Here is a 15856-nt window from a genome sequence, read left to right on the forward strand (position 1 = left end):
GCAAGAGCCGATCGGAAGAATAATCCGCATTCGTAGTGATGCTTAGGCTAAGAATCTTTAATTCAATCTATATAGTACGAGATTTTTAATTTTCACAATGCGACTATTATCATTGTGCCTGAAGGAGGCGAATTGTATGTGCGGCCGTTTCACACTTACCGTCACATGGGAGGATCTGATGGAACGGTATCTGATTGATCCTGAATCCACTTCCCCTTTTCATACCCCCCGTTATAACATTGCACCAACGCAGATGGTCACTGCAGTTATTCATGACGGCGTACGCCGCCGCATCGGACAGTTGCGCTGGGGGCTTATCCCTTCCTGGTCACGCGACTCTTCCGGTGCCGCGAAAATGATCAACGCCCGAAGTGAAACGCTGGAGGAAAAGCCGGCATTCAAGACACCTTTCATACGCAAAAGATGTCTTATCCCCGCCGACGGTTTCTACGAATGGCAGCGCACAGCGGACGCCAAAACACCTCACCGGATCGGTATGAAGGACGGCGGGATATTCAGCATGGCAGGCCTATACGATATGTGGACCACACCGGATGGGAGCAAGCTCAGCACCTGTACCGTCATCACTACCCGGCCCAATCAGCTGATGGAACGTATTCATAACCGGATGCCCGTCATACTTAGTCCTGAAGACGAAGCCTTGTGGCTCAGCCGGAGCGCAGGTTCAGGTGATCTCAAGCGGCTGCTCGGTCCCTTTCCTGCTGTTGAGATGACTGCCACCGTTGTTGGAACAAGCGTTAATTCGGTTAAAAATGATACCCCAGACTGCATCAGGCCCATCACCAGCTAGAGCTTTTCACACCATTCGCAGCTCAGAGCGCGCGGCGTTTCCAACGCAGTGTGGCGTTACATGATAGCGGACGAACGGCTATGCCTTGCACATGAATAAGCCCCTGCAAGGAATGTAATCCGTGCAGGGGCTTATTGGTATCCACTTGGCATAAACCGCTGAACCTAGCGGAACATGCCCCAGAGCTTAATCAAGTGAAACGTATTGTTCGGATCAATACGCTGAGAAAGAACAAACTGAACAATCTGCTGTTCATGCGCTGGACTCAGTCTTTCATTCAAAATCCCTGTTATTGTCCGTACCATCTGATGCACTTTTGCACTATTTTGAAGATCAGCTTTTGATAAACCTTGAACCAGGTTTTTAATCCTTTCCTTATAGGCAGGATTTTTCATTTTCAGCTTGATGCGTTCCACCAGTTGCGGACTAATTCCATACTGTTGATAGCTCAAACGTTTGGCACCTCCCGTAATAACTCCTGTCACTGTTTGAGTATATGACGAGGGCCGGTCCATTGTGCTACCTTGTTCAACTTAATCAATAAGATCACCTTGAAAAATCTGTTCCTTCTGCAAATATTCACGTAAAGAAGCATAGGCTGGAGATGTCCAGAAAGAAGCATCCCCGACTAAAGTGGCAGCATCATCTCTTGCCTGCTCCACCACTTCAAAATCCGCAACCATGTCAGCCAGCCGGAACTCCGGAAGTCCGCTCTGCTTCGTACCGAAGAAGTCACCCGGTCCCCGCAGGTCCAAGTCCCGGCGTGCTACCTCGAATCCGTCTTCAGTCTCGGTCATGACCTCCATACGTTCCTGACCAACCTCAGACTTCGGATCGGCAACCAGGATACAGTAAGAGGCGTGAGCGCCCCTGCCTACCCTGCCGCGCAGCTGATGGAGCTGGGACAGACCGAAGCGGTCAGCGTCCATAATAATCATCAATGTAGCATTAGGAACGTCAACCCCAACTTCGACGACCGTGGTTGAAATGAGCAGCTGCAATTCGTTGCTGTAAAAGCCGCGCATGACCTCATCCTTCTCCGCTGGCGTCATTCGGCCGTGGAGCAGTCCCACGCGATATTTCGGGAAGGCCTGCTGCATCTGGACATGAAGATCAATCGCATTTTGCACATCGAGCTTGTCGGATTCCTCAATAAGCGGACAGATCAGATAAGCCTGACGGCCTTGCTCCACTTCTCTCGCGATAAATCCCAGAACACGTTCCATCAGATCATGCTTGACCCAGTAAGTCGTAATGGGAATTCGTCCCTTCGGTCTCTCCGACAAGGTAGAGACATCCATATCACCAAAGGCGGTAATGGCCATCGTCCGGGGAATCGGTGTAGCGGTCATCGTCAGAACATCCGGATTATATCCTTTCCGGCGAAGCACGCTGCGCTGATTCACGCCAAAACGGTGCTGCTCATCCGTCACCACAAGCCCCAGTTGGCGGAAATACACATCCTCTTGTATCAAAGCATGCGTACCGACAACGATGTCGGTCAACCCCATCTGCAACGAGGCAAGAAGATCCTTGCGTCTCTTCCCCGTCACGCTGCCTGTCAGAAGCCCCACAGTCACTCCAAACGGTTCAAACAGCTTTTGCAGTGAACGCATATGCTGCTCAGCTAAAATCTCCGTAGGCACCATCAAAGCACCCTGGAAGCCTGATCTTACAGTTGTGTACAAAGCGATCGCCGCCACGACCGTTTTACCAGAACCAACATCACCTTGAAGCAACCGGTTCATGCAATACGGCGAGCGCATATCATGCAAAATCTCAAGCTCCACCTTCTTCTGCGCATCCGTAAGCTCAAAGGGCAGACTCCGTACAAACTCCCTTATGGTTGAATTGTCTGTGGTATGTACTACACCGTCCATCCGGTCGCGGTTCAACGCACGGAACGCCTGCATTTTCAGCTGGAACATAAACAGCTCTTCATACACCATCCGCCGCCGCCCTTCCTGACCTTCTTTGGAATCCACCGGCTGATGAATGGTAGCGATAGCCTGCTTGCGCGGCATCAGATCATACTTCTGAAGAAGTGCGGGCGGAAGGATTTCTGGGATCATCTCACCGTACTGCTGCAATGCCTGTCCGATCGTTTTTCGAATCCAGCCTTGAGTTATCTTTCCGCCAATAGAATATACAGGCTGCAGCGTTCCGCTCCGGTACGCTCCTTTATCCGGAAATTCGGATTCCGACGCCGTCAGCTGTAGACGTCTCTGATCCCATTTTCCCGTCAGCACGATTTCCCGGCCCGTCGTCAGCTGATCCTTTAGGAAGTGGCGGTTAAACCAAGTAGCGGTAAACATCCAATTCTCAGCCAGCATTTTGCACGACAAACGGGACTTACGTCCGTATCTCTGTAGCACAGGGATACCCGCTATTTTGGCCTGTATCGTAATTTTATCCCCGTCCTTTACCTCGCTGAGTGAGCGGAGGCGGTAATCCTCATACCGGAACGGGTAATACTCCAACAAATCTTTAACCGTAGAGACGCCAAAGGCGTGAAGCTCCCCTTCTTTCAGGGCGCTCACGCCGTTTATCTGTCTTACGGATATTTGATCCAGATCGAGACTCATAATGCTCCCCCAATCAAGCGGGCCAGATATACGCGGCAATGGTACCCGGTCCGACATGGCTGCCGATGACGGGGCCGATGTCGGACAGGACCGTTTCTTTCACCGTAAACACGGCAGACAATTGCTCCAGAAAATCATCAACAGAAGCCGGATCTGCCGTAGTGCCCACCGCTACATTAATATTCGTAACACCTGCCAGATCATTTTGGAACAATTCAATCATTCTGGCAGTTGCTTTCTTGCGGCCTCTTACTTTTTCAACCGAATAAATAATACCTTCATCATCGATAGACAGGATCGGTTTAATATTCAACAGTGTACCCAGTACAGCTGAAGCTTTACCGATGCGCCCACCTTTTTGTAAATATTCTAGTGTGTCTACCAAAAAATATAGACAACGCTTACTGCGAAGTTCTTCGGTAGAGGATAGTATCTCTTCTACCGGCACTCCCTCAGCAGCCAACTGGGCTGCATGAACAATAAACAATCCATAGCCATATGACGCTGATTTTGAATCCCACACCGTTATATCAGCTTCTCCCTCTATTAGGGAAGTAGCCAGCAGTGCCGACTGGTAGGTGCCGCTCATTCCTGAAGAGAGGTGCATCGAAAGAATAGAACAGCCGGGAAACTCCTTCAGGATTGAATCATATACCCCCACAAAGTCAGCCGGGGAGGGCTGCGAAGTTGTCGGCAGTTGAGTCGATTCGACGAGCTTCTTATAAAACTCGCCAGCGGAAATTTCTACTCCATCGAGATACGTATCACTGCCGAACATAAGACGCAATGGGACAATTCGTATGTCGTATTTCTTCACCAGGTCTGCCGGAATATCCGCTGTGCTGTCTGTGACAATAACGGTTTTCTTCACCGGGAACCCCTCCTAATAAATGACCATCAATTTACATAAGTAGAAACGACTTCGTCGTCCTATTCAAAGGGCGACGGTGTTTCTGCGAGAAATATATTAAACTTCTACAGAGAACAGATAAGCGTAAATCGGTTGTCCTCCATAGTGTACTTCCACTTCTGCATTCGGATAGTTATCCTCAAGCCAAGAGATCAAACCCTCTGTGATTTCCTCGGTTGCATCCTCACCCGTAAGAAGCGTGATGATTTCATCTCCGGAACTCAGCATTTTACCGAGTAACTCCTGACATGCGTTCAGCAGATCTGGTGCTGCTGCAACGATCTTCGAATTTTGGATGCCGATGTATTCTCCGGCCTTAATCTGAAGCTCGTCAATATTGGTGTCCCGTACGGCGTACGTTACTTGTCCAGATTGAACACGGGAAACCGCTTCAAGCATATTATCGGTATTGCTTTCGACACTCTCGTCTTCCTGGAATTCAAAGGCGGCGGCAATCCCTTGTGGAATCGTCTTGCTCGGAATCACGGTTACGCTGCGCTCTCCTTCCAGCAGTTCTCTCGCCTGTTGTGCAGCAAGCACAATATTGGAGTTATTCGGCAGGATAAATATCTGTTGTGCGGAAATAGACGTTATCGCATTCACAAAATCCTCCGTGCTCGGATTCATGGTTTGACCGCCGGCCAGTACAACATCTACGCCAAGACTTTTGAAAATACTCGAAATGCCCTCACCTGACGACACAGCGATAAAACCGTATGGTGCCAGCTCGTCCGCAGGGGGAACAGCCGGGGCTTCAGGTGTCTTGGTTTCAGCCGGGATATCTGCAAACAGCTCAGGCATCGGTGCGATGTCCATGCCTGTAGACAACAGGTCACGGTGCTGCTCACGCATATTCAGAATATGAATCTGCGTAATTTCGCCATACAGCAAAGCTAGGTTCAGCACCTCACCCGGAGCTTTGGAATGCACGTGCACTTTAATCGTTTCATCGTCGGCGATCACGATGATGGAATCACCATTCACGGAAAGCGCTTTTCTAAATTTATCTTCATCAAATTCTGCAGGTTGGGCGTTGCCCAGCTGTCGGTTAATGAAAAATTCCATATCGTACAAATATTCGATATCTTCCGTCGAAAGTCTCGATTGTGCTGAAGCTGGAACCTGTACCGTCGCTAAATCCGGATGGGTTACAATACCAGTCACAGCTACCCGTGATACAGTCTGTTCTACAGATGCGGGAGACACTTCTGAAGAAGAAACACCATTTTTCAGCGCTTTCAGAAACCCTTCATAGATGTATACGAGGCCTTGTCCTCCGGAGTCCACAACACCTACCTGCTTCAAAACCGGCAGCATATCCGGAGTTTGGGATAGGGTCTCCTTGGCCTTTGCCAATACTTGCTCCATCAATTCCACGACATCGTTGCTTCTGCGGGAAAAATAAACAGCATGCTTGGCAGCTTCCTTCGCTACCGTGAGGATTGTTCCCTCAACCGGTTTAACAACTGCTTTATAAGCTGCCTCTACACCCGTCTGCAGCGCAGTAGCAAACTGACTAGGGTTCAGTTCCGTGTAAGGAGCTGCATAACGGCTGAAGCCGCGGAACAGTTGGGACAAAATAACCCCGGAGTTCCCCCGGGCGCCCATCAGGAGCCCTTTCGACAGTACACCAGCACTGTGCCCTAAAGATTCCGTATACTTGCTTTTCAGTTCGGCCACACCCGCAGTCATCGTCAAATTCATGTTCGTTCCCGTGTCGCCATCCGGCACCGGAAAAACATTCAGGGAATTGACGTGTTCTGCATGTAGCTGCAGTTGTTCCGCTCCGGCTAGAACCATCGCGGTAAATTCTGTTCCATTCAAAGAACGCTTACTCAATGAGAATTCCCCTTCCTGGCTTGATACAAATAACGCTTTAATTGTATGTTTTTTTGTTCTATTTCAGAGCCTTAAACCGATCATCGCCCAACAAATAATAGACATGCTATGATTAAATGAATTAGTCACAACGCCGGTGATGGGCTGGCCTCGCGTCTGACGAGCCTTCGGCAGCTTACTCTGCAAAGAGAGGGACATACCGATTAGCCCACCGTATTTCTTCGGAAATATTATGGACTAAATAACATTGTACTATAAGAGGAAAGAGAAATAAATGTTTTTAGGATAGTTGACGCAGCAATTTTTACTGTGATATTATATTTAAGTATTGTTTTATGCAGGGTTATGAAACAAGGAGGTGTAATCTATGTCTCGCAAATGTTATGTGACAGGTAAGAAACCAGGTACTGGTAACCACGTTTCCCACGCCAACAACCACAACAAACGTTCTTGGGGCGTAAACGTTCAGAAAGTTCGCATTCTGGTAGACGGCAAGCCAAAACGTGTATACGTTAGCACTCGCGCTTTGAAATCCGGTAAAGTGACTCGCGTATAATTAATCTATGCCCATACAAGCAGAAACGATTGCATCGTCCATTGAGAAGGACGATGGCGTTTCTGCGAGAAATATAAGCCAAGTAATGGAAATATAATACTTTCTTATATTTTTAGAAAAACTTTCTTAATCTCCAGCTTTCTAAAGGGCTGCGCGGGACAAGGAAGTTTTTCTTTCGTTTAGATACATGTGACTAAACAAAAAGCACCCTGAACGCAGCAGGTGCTTTTTTTAATGCCTCTTTCCCGGTAACAGTCACGCCGTTGCTGTCCCGGGCGGAGGTTTTGTTATGCCGGGACAAGCTGTCAGCCTTTGTGAAACGTGTTCAAAATGGCCTTCACAAAACCTCCCAAAAACTTCGGCAGCTTGAACGTATAAAATTTCATGTCTCACCCTCCCCATCATTCTCATGCCTTCTAGGTTATTTTATGCACCAAGCCCATAGATGTGAACACGAACAAAAAAGGCTACATGAGAACCCAGCTCATGTAACCATATTTATGCGGGTAATCTCCGCCCTATGCATCCAGCTCACAGACTTACGTCTTTAGAACTGCGCGCTCTTGCGAATCTCTGCGATAGCAGACGAGCGATCCGGCTTGCCAAAAACGGCGCTTCCAGCCACCAGTACGTCTGCACCGGCCTTCGTTACGAGCGGAGCCGTCTCGGATGTTATACCGCCGTCTACCTCTATATGAATTCCCGGATTCGGGGAATTGGCAATCCACTCTCTCAACTGCTCAATTTTCCGCACGGTGCGCTCGATGAAAGCTTGTCCGCCGAAACCGGGGTTAACGGTCATAACGAGCACCATATCCAGATCAGGCAGAACTTCCTGTAGGACATGGGCAGGAGTTCCCGGATTAATGGCTACACCAGCCTTAGCCCCGTGCTCCTTAATCAAATGAATGACACGGTGGAGATGTGGGCAGGTTTCTGCATGAACAGTAATATAGTCAGCCCCAGCTAATGCGAAATCAGCGATATAACACTCCGGCTGCTCAATCATCAAATGTACATCCAGTGGCAGTGTAGTGTGGGGTCTGATCGCCTGAACGATTGGAGGTCCAAGCGTAATATTAGGCACGAAATGGCCGTCCATCACGTCTACATGGATCCAGTCCGCTCCTCCCGCCTGTGCTTCTGCAATTTCATCACCAAGTTTGGCAAAATCCGCCGAAAGTATCGATGGCGCTATCTTAATCATAACGTTAGTACCTCCGCTTCTTGTCTTTCATTTCTGTAAAAAAATCAACATAGTGTTTATAACGGCTATCTGCGATGTCTCCATCTTCTTTGGCCTGAATGACCTGACAACCGGGTTCGTGTGTATGACTACAGCCTCTGAACTTACAATTCTCCGCATAAGGAATGAACTCCCTGAAGCAGCTGGACAACTCCTCTACGCCCAGTTCAAGAAAATCCAGCTGACTGAATCCCGGAGTATCGGCGACAAAGCCCCCATTATCCAGCTCTATCAGCTCAACATGCCTTGTCGTATGACGTCCGCGTCCAAGCCGCATACTGATCTCACTCGTCTCCAAAGACAGTCCAGGCATTAACGCATTGAGCAATGAGGATTTACCTACACCCGATTGACCGGAAAATACACTGATTTGTCCCGCGAGCCGTTCCTTGACTTCCTCAGTACCGACTCCCTGCAACGAACTCGTCACGATAACCTCGTAACCGATCTTCTCGTATACACGCTTTACTTCTTCCGTGGAGTCACCGGAATCATCGGCAAGATCCTGCTTCGTTAAACAGATTAGAGCCTTTAGATCAGAGTGCTCAATATGTACGAGGAATTTGTCCAACAGCAGCAAGCTCATATCCGGTTCTCTTACTGAAAATAAAAGAACGGCTAAATGAACATTAGCTACTGGAGGACGTATTAATTGGGAAGACCGCGGAAGAATTTCTTCCACGGTCCCCTCCCCATTCTCGGTCAAAGAGTACATTACACGATCTCCGACAAGCGGAGAAACACCTCTTTTTTTGAAAATTCCGCGGGCTCTGCATTGAACCGATGGGTCTTCCCCGGATACAACATTGCCTTCTCGCAGTGGTTTGACGTAGTAATATCCGCTCAGTGCCTTAACAATCAGTCCTTCAAGCATATGCAGGCCTCACTTTCGTGTAGTTGGTGTAAACTTCTTACCTGCCCCATCCTGCGGCATCAATATCATCGTGATTTTTCTTCGAATCCTTCATCTTATCGCCTTTACCTTTACCCTCATTGGATAAAGCCGAGTCATCTTCATGACCGTTCTCTTCACCCTGATCTGTTCCTTGATCTGTACCTTGATCTGTACCCTGATCTCCACCATTGTCTCCACCAATATCTTCCTGTGGAGGATCAGTAGTGACAGGAACCTCAGGCACAGGCGGTGCTTCAATCTCAGGCTGTGGCACCGTTCCGTTCTTGGCGTCGGTATATAATACCGAGTACGTATCAAGCGCACGGCCATCCCGATAAATTTCTACCGAGCCGTTTTTCTCCGGAGCTAGTAGGAGTTTCACCGGAATAATCTCCGTTGTGGTGATCGTGCGGCTTTCCCCTTCCTGATTGTCACCTAGCGCATCAGAGTAAACGATACGAATCTGGCTTTGCTCTCCCTCACGGTTAGGTGCCACCGGAACCTTAAAGGTATAGTTCAACGCTTCAGGCGGATAACCCGAGCTTACTTTCAAGCTTTGTTCCGTTCCCGGCGTGGCAGGCTGGTTTGGTTCCCAAGGCCACTGCTCGATAACTTCACCTTTTTTCACGGTGAAGCTTGGTACTGGTTCCACCGTACCTACCCGAAGTCCGAGCTCCCTAATCAGACTCTCCGCTTCGCTTCGAGACTTACCGATCAGGTTATACATAGTCACAGATTGCTTGCCTTTACTTACAATCAGCCGGACTTGGACTGTGTCCGGATCAAATTCCTCACCGCTAACTGGTAACTGGGAAATGATCTCCCCTGCCGGTACGCTGTCACTGTGCTCTTCATTTGTATCAATCTGGTCTTCGCTCACCTTTTGGCCTTTCAGCAGCTTGAGTACCTCATCTAGCGTTTTCCCGCTTAATTCCGGCATTTTGCTTAACTCTTTGGCGGCTCCTACCGATAATTGAATAATTGAACCTTCCTTGACGACAGTTCCTTCGTTCTTACTTTGCTCATACACAATACCTTCGTCTACACCCTGCTTGTAAAGTCTGATCACATTGTTATCAACAACAAGGCCCAGTTCCTCCAGCGTACGAACAGCATCTTCTTCTGTCATTTTCACTACGCTAGGAATCGTGACCTCAGGCACAACCAGCATTTTATTCACATAAATAACTACACCAGCCAGGATACCCAGAAACAGAAGGACTAAACCGATTATAAGCGCTGGTTTTTTCCATTTCTTCTTCGGATTTCCGGGCTTAACTTCTTCCTTATCCGGTTCTTCATCCTCAGGATCATAGACGGGAGCAGTAACATGATTACCAGGCTGCATCGTTTTGATAGCAGGCATCACACGGGTCTGATCCTCATCATCTTCGAAATCGACCTTAGGCTCATTCCGCCGGTTAGGCAGCAGACAAGTTTCCAGATCCTGCATCATTTCTTCCGCAGATTGATAACGTTCCTGCGGATTTTTACGCATCGATTTCAGAATAACATTCTCCACACTTTGAGGAATAAGCGGGTTCACTTCCCTAGGCTCATCAAATTCCTCCTGAAGATGTTTAAGCGCCACACTGATCGGACTTTCTCCGAGAAACGGCAGACGTGCCGTCAGCATTTGATACAATACAATACCAAGAGAATATAAATCCGACTTCTCTCCGGTAGCTACGCCCTTGGCATGCTCTGGGGAAAAGTAATGCACAGAACCCACAACAGATCCTGTCTGGGTAATCGTCGTAGAAGTTACAGCTCTCGCAATACCGAAATCCGTTACTTTTACACGGCCATTGCGACCGATTAAAATGTTATGCGGTTTGATATCACGATGAATGATCTGATTATGATGGGCATGATCCAGTGCATCACAAATTTGAGAAGCAATTCGTACCGCCTCGTCTACCTGAAGCGGAGCTCTCTCTTTAATGATTTCGTTGAGGTTGTTGCCCTCGATATATTCCATGACGATATAATGAACTTCATCCTCTTGGCCAACATCATAAATGCTGACCACATTCGGATGCGACAATGACGCCGCAGATTGTGCCTCACGCCTGAAACGGCGGATAAATTCCTCATCGTGCACAAACTGCTGCCGCAGCACTTTGATCGCTACGTTTCGGTTCAGTAAAATATCCTGTGCCTTGTAGACCAGCGCCATTCCACCGCCGCCGATTCGTTCTATGATCTTGTAACGACCAGCCAATTCATGTCCGATCATGAATTCCACCCCTTTATACGTTGCCCAGCACCTTCTTCTTGATGTTCAAACAGGGCGACGGTGATGTTGTCGTCGCCTCCGGCGAGAAGTGCCAGTTGAAGCAGGCGGTCTGCTTTTTCCTCCAGAGGAAGTTCAAGTGAGCCGACAATTTGTCCTATCCGGTCTCTTCTAACCGGATTACTTAGCCCGTCACTGCATAACAACAGCACCTCTCCCGCCTCAATGGCTACCGGGCTCAATTCAACAGATACATCTATATCCGTTCCTAGCGCCCGTATCAGCACATTTTTACGCGGATGAGACTCTAATTCCTCCTCGGTAATCTGACCGCTTTTAAACAGTTCATTGACCAGTGTGTGATCATCTGTCAGCCGGATCACTTGACCTGTTGAAATTTTATATGCACGGCTATCACCGATATGCCCGATATAACCTTCATGGCCCCGAAGCAGCACGGCTACAATGGTCGTTCCCATGTTGTGCAGCCGCTCATCGGCGGAAGCTTCCTGATATATCACTTCATTAGCATGCAGGATGGCGTCGCTTAACGCTGCCCGAATACCGTCCATGGACATATCCGGTTCCAGGGAAGATAAGTCTTCAGCCACGGTCTGAACCGCGAGCTTGCTGGCGGTGTCCCCCGCAAGGTGACCCCCCATGCCGTCGGCTACAATGCCGAGTGTATAGCCATGCTCCAAATGACGGATCAGGACAGAGTCCTCATTCACCTGCCGAACCCGTCCGACATGGCTGACATGAACCGTATTGATCAAATTATTCTCACCTCAACTCCATATGCTTGGCCCGAAGCTGACCGCAAGCGGCAGCAATATCGTGACCCTGTTCACGGCGGATGGTTACATTAACACCCTTATCTGCGAGCGTACGTTGAAAATTAAAAATATCGTTGCGCGACGTGCGGACGTACTTCCGTTCCGGCACGTGGTTGACCGGGATCAGGTTGACGTAGCAATTCATGTCTTTAATTACATCTGCCAGCTCTTCCGCATGCTCAGCCTGGTCATTGACACCACCGATCAAAGCATACTCAAACGTGATGCGGCGTCCTGTCTTAGCCTGGTAATACCGAAGAGCTTCGATGACATCATCGAATGGATAACGCCGATTGACCGGCATCAGCTTGGAACGAAGAGTATCGTTCGGCGCATGGATAGATATCGCCAGGTTGATTTGAGTGTTTTCCTCGGCAAACTTATAGATGTTAGGTACGATACCGCTTGTCGACACCGTAATATGGCGCTGCCCGATGTTCAGCCCTTTCTCATGAATCATGGTCCGCAGAAACTTCATCGTTGCTTCATAATTCTCGAACGGTTCCCCGGTGCCCATAATTACAATACTGCTGACGCGCTCCCCTTTCTTGTCAAGAATCTTCTGCGCTTGAACGACTTGGGCAACGATCTCGCCGGATGTTAAATCCCGTTTCAACCCGCCCAAGGTAGAAGCACAAAACGTACAGCCAATTCGGCAGCCCACCTGGGTTGTCACGCAAATGCTGTTACCGTAATTATGTTTCATAATAACGGTCTCGATCGCATGATCGTCATGCAGTCCGAACAGAAACTTGACTGTACCGTCTTTTGATTCAAACTTGGTAATTTCTTTCAAAGTTACGAAACTGAACTGCTCCTCCAGCTTTTGGCGCAGATCTTTAGAAAGATTTGTCATCTCTTCGAAGGAATCTACGCGTTTAACATACAACCAATCATATATTTGGGAACCGCGGAATGCGGGTTCTCCATTGTCCTGAGCCCACGCTTGAAGCTCCTCAAGCGATAAATCGTATATAAAAGGGTTCATCTCATTCCACCTGTCTTTTTCATTCATATGCATCTCTTTTCTCATTCTTCCTATTCTAACATAAATAAAAGAGACGGTAAAAGAGAAAACCCGCCAGCAAGGCGGGCCATTCCTATTGTCCTGCAAACAGAGCCCTTAAGAGAGCCTGCGAAGTCTCACAATATAAAATCCGTCACTGTGAAAATGCTGCGGAAGGATCTGCACGCCCCCACCTCGGGGGAGTGCATTCTTCAATGCCCGGCTCATACTACCGGCTTCATCATCAGCGACCTCAAAGTTTGGATTGTCGGCCAAAAATGCGGCAACCGTCCCTTCATTCTCTCCGGGTTCGATTGTACAAGTACTGTATACAAGTACTCCACCAGGCCGAACAAGGCCGGATACCGATTGCAGCAATTCACCCTGCAGTTTTGCAATTTCTTGAATATCCTCAGGCGTCTTGACCCATTTCAGATCCGGCTTCCGCCGGATCACGCCAAGCCCTGAGCAGGGTGCATCCAGCAAAATACGGTCGAAGGATTCAGGCTCGTAGTTTTTCGCTAAATCCAGCGCATTGCCTGTAACCGTCATAATACTGCCCAGACCCAGCCGCTCCGCCTGCTCGGATATGAGCTTCTGTTTATGGGAGTGCAGATCATTGGCTATGACGGAACCTTCGTCCTTCATGATTTCGCCCATATGAGCCGTCTTGCCGCCTGGGGCGGCGCAGCAGTCCAGAACACGCATGCCAGGGGCCGGATGAACAGCCTCGGCGACCAGCATCGAGCTCTCATCCTGGATGGAGATCATTCCGTCACGATACCAGTCTGTATGGGCCATATTTCCACCGCTTCTTACGATAATTCCATACGGACTCAGTTGTGAGGGTACCGCCTCAAGACCGCTGTTAATCATCTCTTCCAACATGCCATCACGGCTGATCATCGTTGTATTGACCCGGACACTAACGGCAGGCGGCTCATTATTAGCTTCACAAATCGCTTCAGCCGTATCCTCTCCATATTGTTCGATCCAGCGTTCCACAAGCCATTTCGGATGGGAATGACGGAGAGAAATCCGGTCCGCTGCGGGCAAGTTATCAGGGACAACCAGCTCATCCTTTTGCCGGAGTATGTTTCGCAGCACCCCATTGACCATACCTGATATTCCCTGATGACCGCGCCGCTTCGCCAGGTTAACAGCCTCACTGACAACAGCATGCTCCGGAATCCGATCCAGATACACAATCTGGTACAGGCTCAACCGTAGCAACGCTCTTACCCAGGGCTGCAGCTTGGCTGTACCTTTTTTGACAAACCGGTCCAGGAAATAATCCAAGGTGTTCAGGCGGGATATCGTTCCATATACAAGCTCCGTTGCAAGCCCGGCGTCACCCTTTTCAAGAGAAGCCTTCTGAAGGGCCGTATTGAGCAGCAGATTGCTGTATGCCCCTTCCTGCTCCACCTGCGTCAGAACATTCATAGCCAGTTCTCTGGCTGATAATGTACGCCCTCTAGGAGAGGTGTTTCCTCGTCCGCTCACGTCAGCACCGTCCCGAGCGTCATGCTTGTCCCACGGCTAAACTGTGCAGCATCCATCGCTTTTTTACCGCTCGGCTGAACCGATAACAATGTCAGGGAGCTGTCGCCGGTCTTCACCACGATCCCGTTCTCGCTCAGGTCGAGCACCGTTCCAGGAATAGCTTGGCCTGAGGCGGCACTTCCGTTCTCGGGAGCTGCAGCCGCCCATACTTTGAACACCTCGTCGTTCCAAAGGGTAAATCCACCGGAATACGGAACAAGTCCTCGTATCTGGTTGTAGATTTCCCGGGATGTGCGAGTCCAATCAATCTTCTCGTCTTCGCGTGACAGGTTCGGGGCATACGTTGCCTCCTCATTGTTCTGAGGAACGGCCTGCACCTTACCACCTGTCAGAGACGGAAGCTGCTCTTTCAGAAGAGAAGCTCCGGTGATGCTAAGCTTCTCGAACATCGTTCCAGCGGTGTCGTCATCCTGGATCGGAACTTCCACGCGGGCAATCATGTCCCCCGTATCAAGGCCTTCCGCCATATACATTAATGTGATGCCCGTAACCTTCTCCCCGTTGATGATACAACGCTGGATGGGAGCCCCTCCCCTATACTTAGGGAGGAGCGATCCATGAACGTTCAAGCAGCCGAGCGAAGGCATATCCAATACGGCTTTCGGCAAAATTTGACCGTACGCTGCCGTAACAATCATATCCGGCTCATATTTTGAAAGCTCAGCTACCGCTTCCGGGCTGCGCAGGCGCTGCGGCTGCAATACAGGAATGCCGTGACGCAAAGCCGCTTCCTTTACCGGTGTAGGTGTAAGTACCTTTTTCCGTCCCTGCGGTCGGTCCGGCTGCGTTACAACTGCCGTAATGTTGTAGCCTTCAGCCACCAGCATGTCGAGACTGGGCACGGCGAACGCAGGAGTACCCATAAATACGATATTCATCGGTTTTCCAGCTCCCTCCGTGGAGGCAGGTTCGGATCATATTCGTACACCCGTTCCGCGATGTCTGTAAACAGAACCCCGTTCAGATGGTCTATTTCATGCTGAAAAGCACGGGCTAGCAGACCCGTCGCCGTCACGATCAGTTCATTACCTTCGCGATCAAGTCCCTTCACCTTTACCTGCTCGGCACGGCGCACATCGCCGTTCCATCCAGGGATGCTTAGGCAGCCTTCAGGCCCGAACTGTTCGCCTTCACTTTCCAGAATTTCCGGGTTCATCATCTTGATCAACCCATGCTCATCCCCCGCATCTACCACAATAAGACGTTTTAATATGCCAACCTGAGGTGCAGCAAGGCCAACACCGTCCGCATCGTACATGGTATCCGCCATATCATCCAGCAGTTTCTGAACGTTTGGCGTTACTTTTGTAACTTCCTTGGCCTTTTTGTGCAGCACTTCATCCGGTTCCTTAACAATAATACGTATTGCCATC

General features: G+C 49.4%; 15 protein-coding genes. 2 read left to right on the plus strand and 13 right to left on the minus strand.

Annotated features, from left to right (window positions below; translation table 11 throughout):
- The first annotated feature begins 136 nt into the window (after window positions 1-136).
- Window positions 137-811 (plus strand): SOS response-associated peptidase, encoded by a 675-nt coding sequence (locus B9N86_RS19495; protein WP_208914795.1) that lies wholly within the window; start codon window positions 137-139, stop codon window positions 809-811.
- 164 nt (window positions 812-975) lie between these two features.
- Here B9N86_RS19495 and B9N86_RS19500 read toward each other — a convergent pair whose 3' ends face one another.
- From B9N86_RS19500 to B9N86_RS19515, 4 genes are all read right to left on the minus strand, one after another.
- Complete coding sequence (locus B9N86_RS19500) at window positions 976-1263, minus strand: stage VI sporulation protein F (protein ID WP_208914796.1); 288 nt, start codon at window positions 1261-1263, stop codon at window positions 976-978.
- An 81-nt stretch (window positions 1264-1344) separates the two neighbouring features.
- Window positions 1345-3396, minus strand: a complete 2052-nt coding sequence (gene recG / locus B9N86_RS19505) for an ATP-dependent DNA helicase RecG (protein ID WP_208914797.1) — start codon at window positions 3394-3396, stop codon at window positions 1345-1347.
- A gap of 13 nt (window positions 3397-3409) precedes the next feature.
- Window positions 3410-4267, minus strand: a complete 858-nt coding sequence (locus B9N86_RS19510) for a DegV family protein (RefSeq protein ID WP_208914798.1) — start codon at window positions 4265-4267, stop codon at window positions 3410-3412.
- A 96-nt stretch (window positions 4268-4363) separates the two neighbouring features.
- The gene (locus B9N86_RS19515) at window positions 4364-6145 is read right to left on the minus strand and encodes a DAK2 domain-containing protein (RefSeq protein WP_208914799.1); all 1782 of its coding nucleotides are present in this window, start codon (window positions 6143-6145) and stop codon (window positions 4364-4366) included.
- Window positions 6146-6512: 367 nt separating this feature from the next.
- Between B9N86_RS19515 and rpmB the strand changes: the two genes are divergently transcribed.
- Entirely contained in the window at window positions 6513-6701 is a 189-nt protein-coding gene (rpmB, locus tag B9N86_RS19520) for a 50S ribosomal protein L28 (protein WP_054957233.1), read from the plus strand.
- Between the two features lie 305 nt (window positions 6702-7006).
- Here rpmB and spoVM read toward each other — a convergent pair whose 3' ends face one another.
- From spoVM to def, 9 genes are all read right to left on the minus strand, one after another.
- Window positions 7007-7087: a stage V sporulation protein SpoVM gene (gene spoVM, locus B9N86_RS19525; RefSeq protein WP_095263314.1), complete on the minus strand. Its 81-nt coding sequence runs from the start codon at window positions 7085-7087 to the stop codon at window positions 7007-7009.
- A gap of 161 nt (window positions 7088-7248) precedes the next feature.
- Window positions 7249-7908 carry a ribulose-phosphate 3-epimerase gene (rpe, locus tag B9N86_RS19530; RefSeq protein ID WP_208914800.1) on the minus strand — a complete coding sequence of 220 codons (660 nt, stop codon included), beginning with the start codon at window positions 7906-7908 and terminating at the stop codon, window positions 7249-7251.
- Between the two features lie 4 nt (window positions 7909-7912).
- A complete protein-coding gene (gene rsgA / locus B9N86_RS19535; RefSeq protein WP_208914801.1) occupies window positions 7913-8821 on the minus strand; it encodes a ribosome small subunit-dependent GTPase A in 909 nt (302 codons plus the stop codon).
- A 37-nt stretch (window positions 8822-8858) separates the two neighbouring features.
- Window positions 8859-11081: a Stk1 family PASTA domain-containing Ser/Thr kinase gene (gene pknB / locus B9N86_RS19540; protein ID WP_208914802.1), complete on the minus strand. Its 2223-nt coding sequence runs from the start codon at window positions 11079-11081 to the stop codon at window positions 8859-8861.
- Entirely contained in the window at window positions 11078-11854 is a 777-nt protein-coding gene (locus tag B9N86_RS19545) for a Stp1/IreP family PP2C-type Ser/Thr phosphatase (protein WP_208914803.1), read from the minus strand. Before B9N86_RS19545 ends, pknB begins: the two co-directional genes overlap by 4 nt.
- 7 nt (window positions 11855-11861) lie before the next feature.
- Window positions 11862-12902: a dual-specificity RNA methyltransferase RlmN gene (gene rlmN / locus B9N86_RS19550; RefSeq protein WP_244562767.1), complete on the minus strand. Its 1041-nt coding sequence runs from the start codon at window positions 12900-12902 to the stop codon at window positions 11862-11864.
- Between the two features lie 135 nt (window positions 12903-13037).
- Window positions 13038-14363 carry a 16S rRNA (cytosine(967)-C(5))-methyltransferase RsmB gene (gene rsmB, locus B9N86_RS19555; protein WP_208920548.1) on the minus strand — a complete coding sequence of 442 codons (1326 nt, stop codon included), beginning with the start codon at window positions 14361-14363 and terminating at the stop codon, window positions 13038-13040.
- A gap of 56 nt (window positions 14364-14419) precedes the next feature.
- Window positions 14420-15361, minus strand: coding sequence for a methionyl-tRNA formyltransferase (fmt, locus tag B9N86_RS19560; RefSeq protein WP_208914805.1), 942 nt, complete (start codon window positions 15359-15361; stop codon window positions 14420-14422).
- Entirely contained in the window at window positions 15358-15855 is a 498-nt protein-coding gene (gene def / locus B9N86_RS19565; RefSeq protein ID WP_208920551.1) for a peptide deformylase, read from the minus strand. The genes fmt and def overlap by 4 nt, the downstream gene beginning before the upstream one ends.
- Window position 15856: the final 1 nt, after the last annotated feature.

The sequence above is a fragment of the Paenibacillus uliginis N3/975 genome (assembly GCF_900177425.1).
GTDB classification, from domain to species: domain Bacteria; phylum Bacillota; class Bacilli; order Paenibacillales; family Paenibacillaceae; genus Paenibacillus_AQ; species Paenibacillus_AQ uliginis.

What these genes read in the sequence shown, in the direction of transcription:
- fmt (WP_208914805.1), bottom strand. Translation starts at nt 15,361, where the DNA reads ATGAATATCGTATTTATGGGTACTCCTGCGTTCGCCGTGCCCAGTCTC.
- rlmN (WP_244562767.1), bottom strand. Translation starts at nt 12,902, where the DNA reads ATGAACCCTTTTATATACGATTTATCGCTTGAGGAGCTTCAAGCGTGG.
- spoVM (WP_095263314.1), bottom strand. Translation starts at nt 7,087, where the DNA reads ATGAAATTTTATACGTTCAAGCTGCCGAAGTTTTTGGGAGGTTTTGTG.
- B9N86_RS19495 (WP_208914795.1), top strand. Translation starts at nt 137, where the DNA reads ATGTGCGGCCGTTTCACACTTACCGTCACATGGGAGGATCTGATGGAA.
- rpmB (WP_054957233.1), top strand. Translation starts at nt 6,513, where the DNA reads ATGTCTCGCAAATGTTATGTGACAGGTAAGAAACCAGGTACTGGTAAC.
- def (WP_208920551.1), bottom strand. Translation starts at nt 15,855, where the DNA reads ATGGCAATACGTATTATTGTTAAGGAACCGGATGAAGTGCTGCACAAA.
- pknB (WP_208914802.1), bottom strand. Translation starts at nt 11,081, where the DNA reads ATGATCGGACATGAATTGGCTGGTCGTTACAAGATCATAGAACGAATC.
- rsgA (WP_208914801.1), bottom strand. Translation starts at nt 8,821, where the DNA reads ATGCTTGAAGGACTGATTGTTAAGGCACTGAGCGGATATTACTACGTC.
- rsmB (WP_208920548.1), bottom strand. Translation starts at nt 14,363, where the DNA reads ATGAATGTTCTGACGCAGGTGGAGCAGGAAGGGGCATACAGCAATCTG.
- rpe (WP_208914800.1), bottom strand. Translation starts at nt 7,908, where the DNA reads ATGATTAAGATAGCGCCATCGATACTTTCGGCGGATTTTGCCAAACTT.
- recG (WP_208914797.1), bottom strand. Translation starts at nt 3,396, where the DNA reads ATGAGTCTCGATCTGGATCAAATATCCGTAAGACAGATAAACGGCGTG.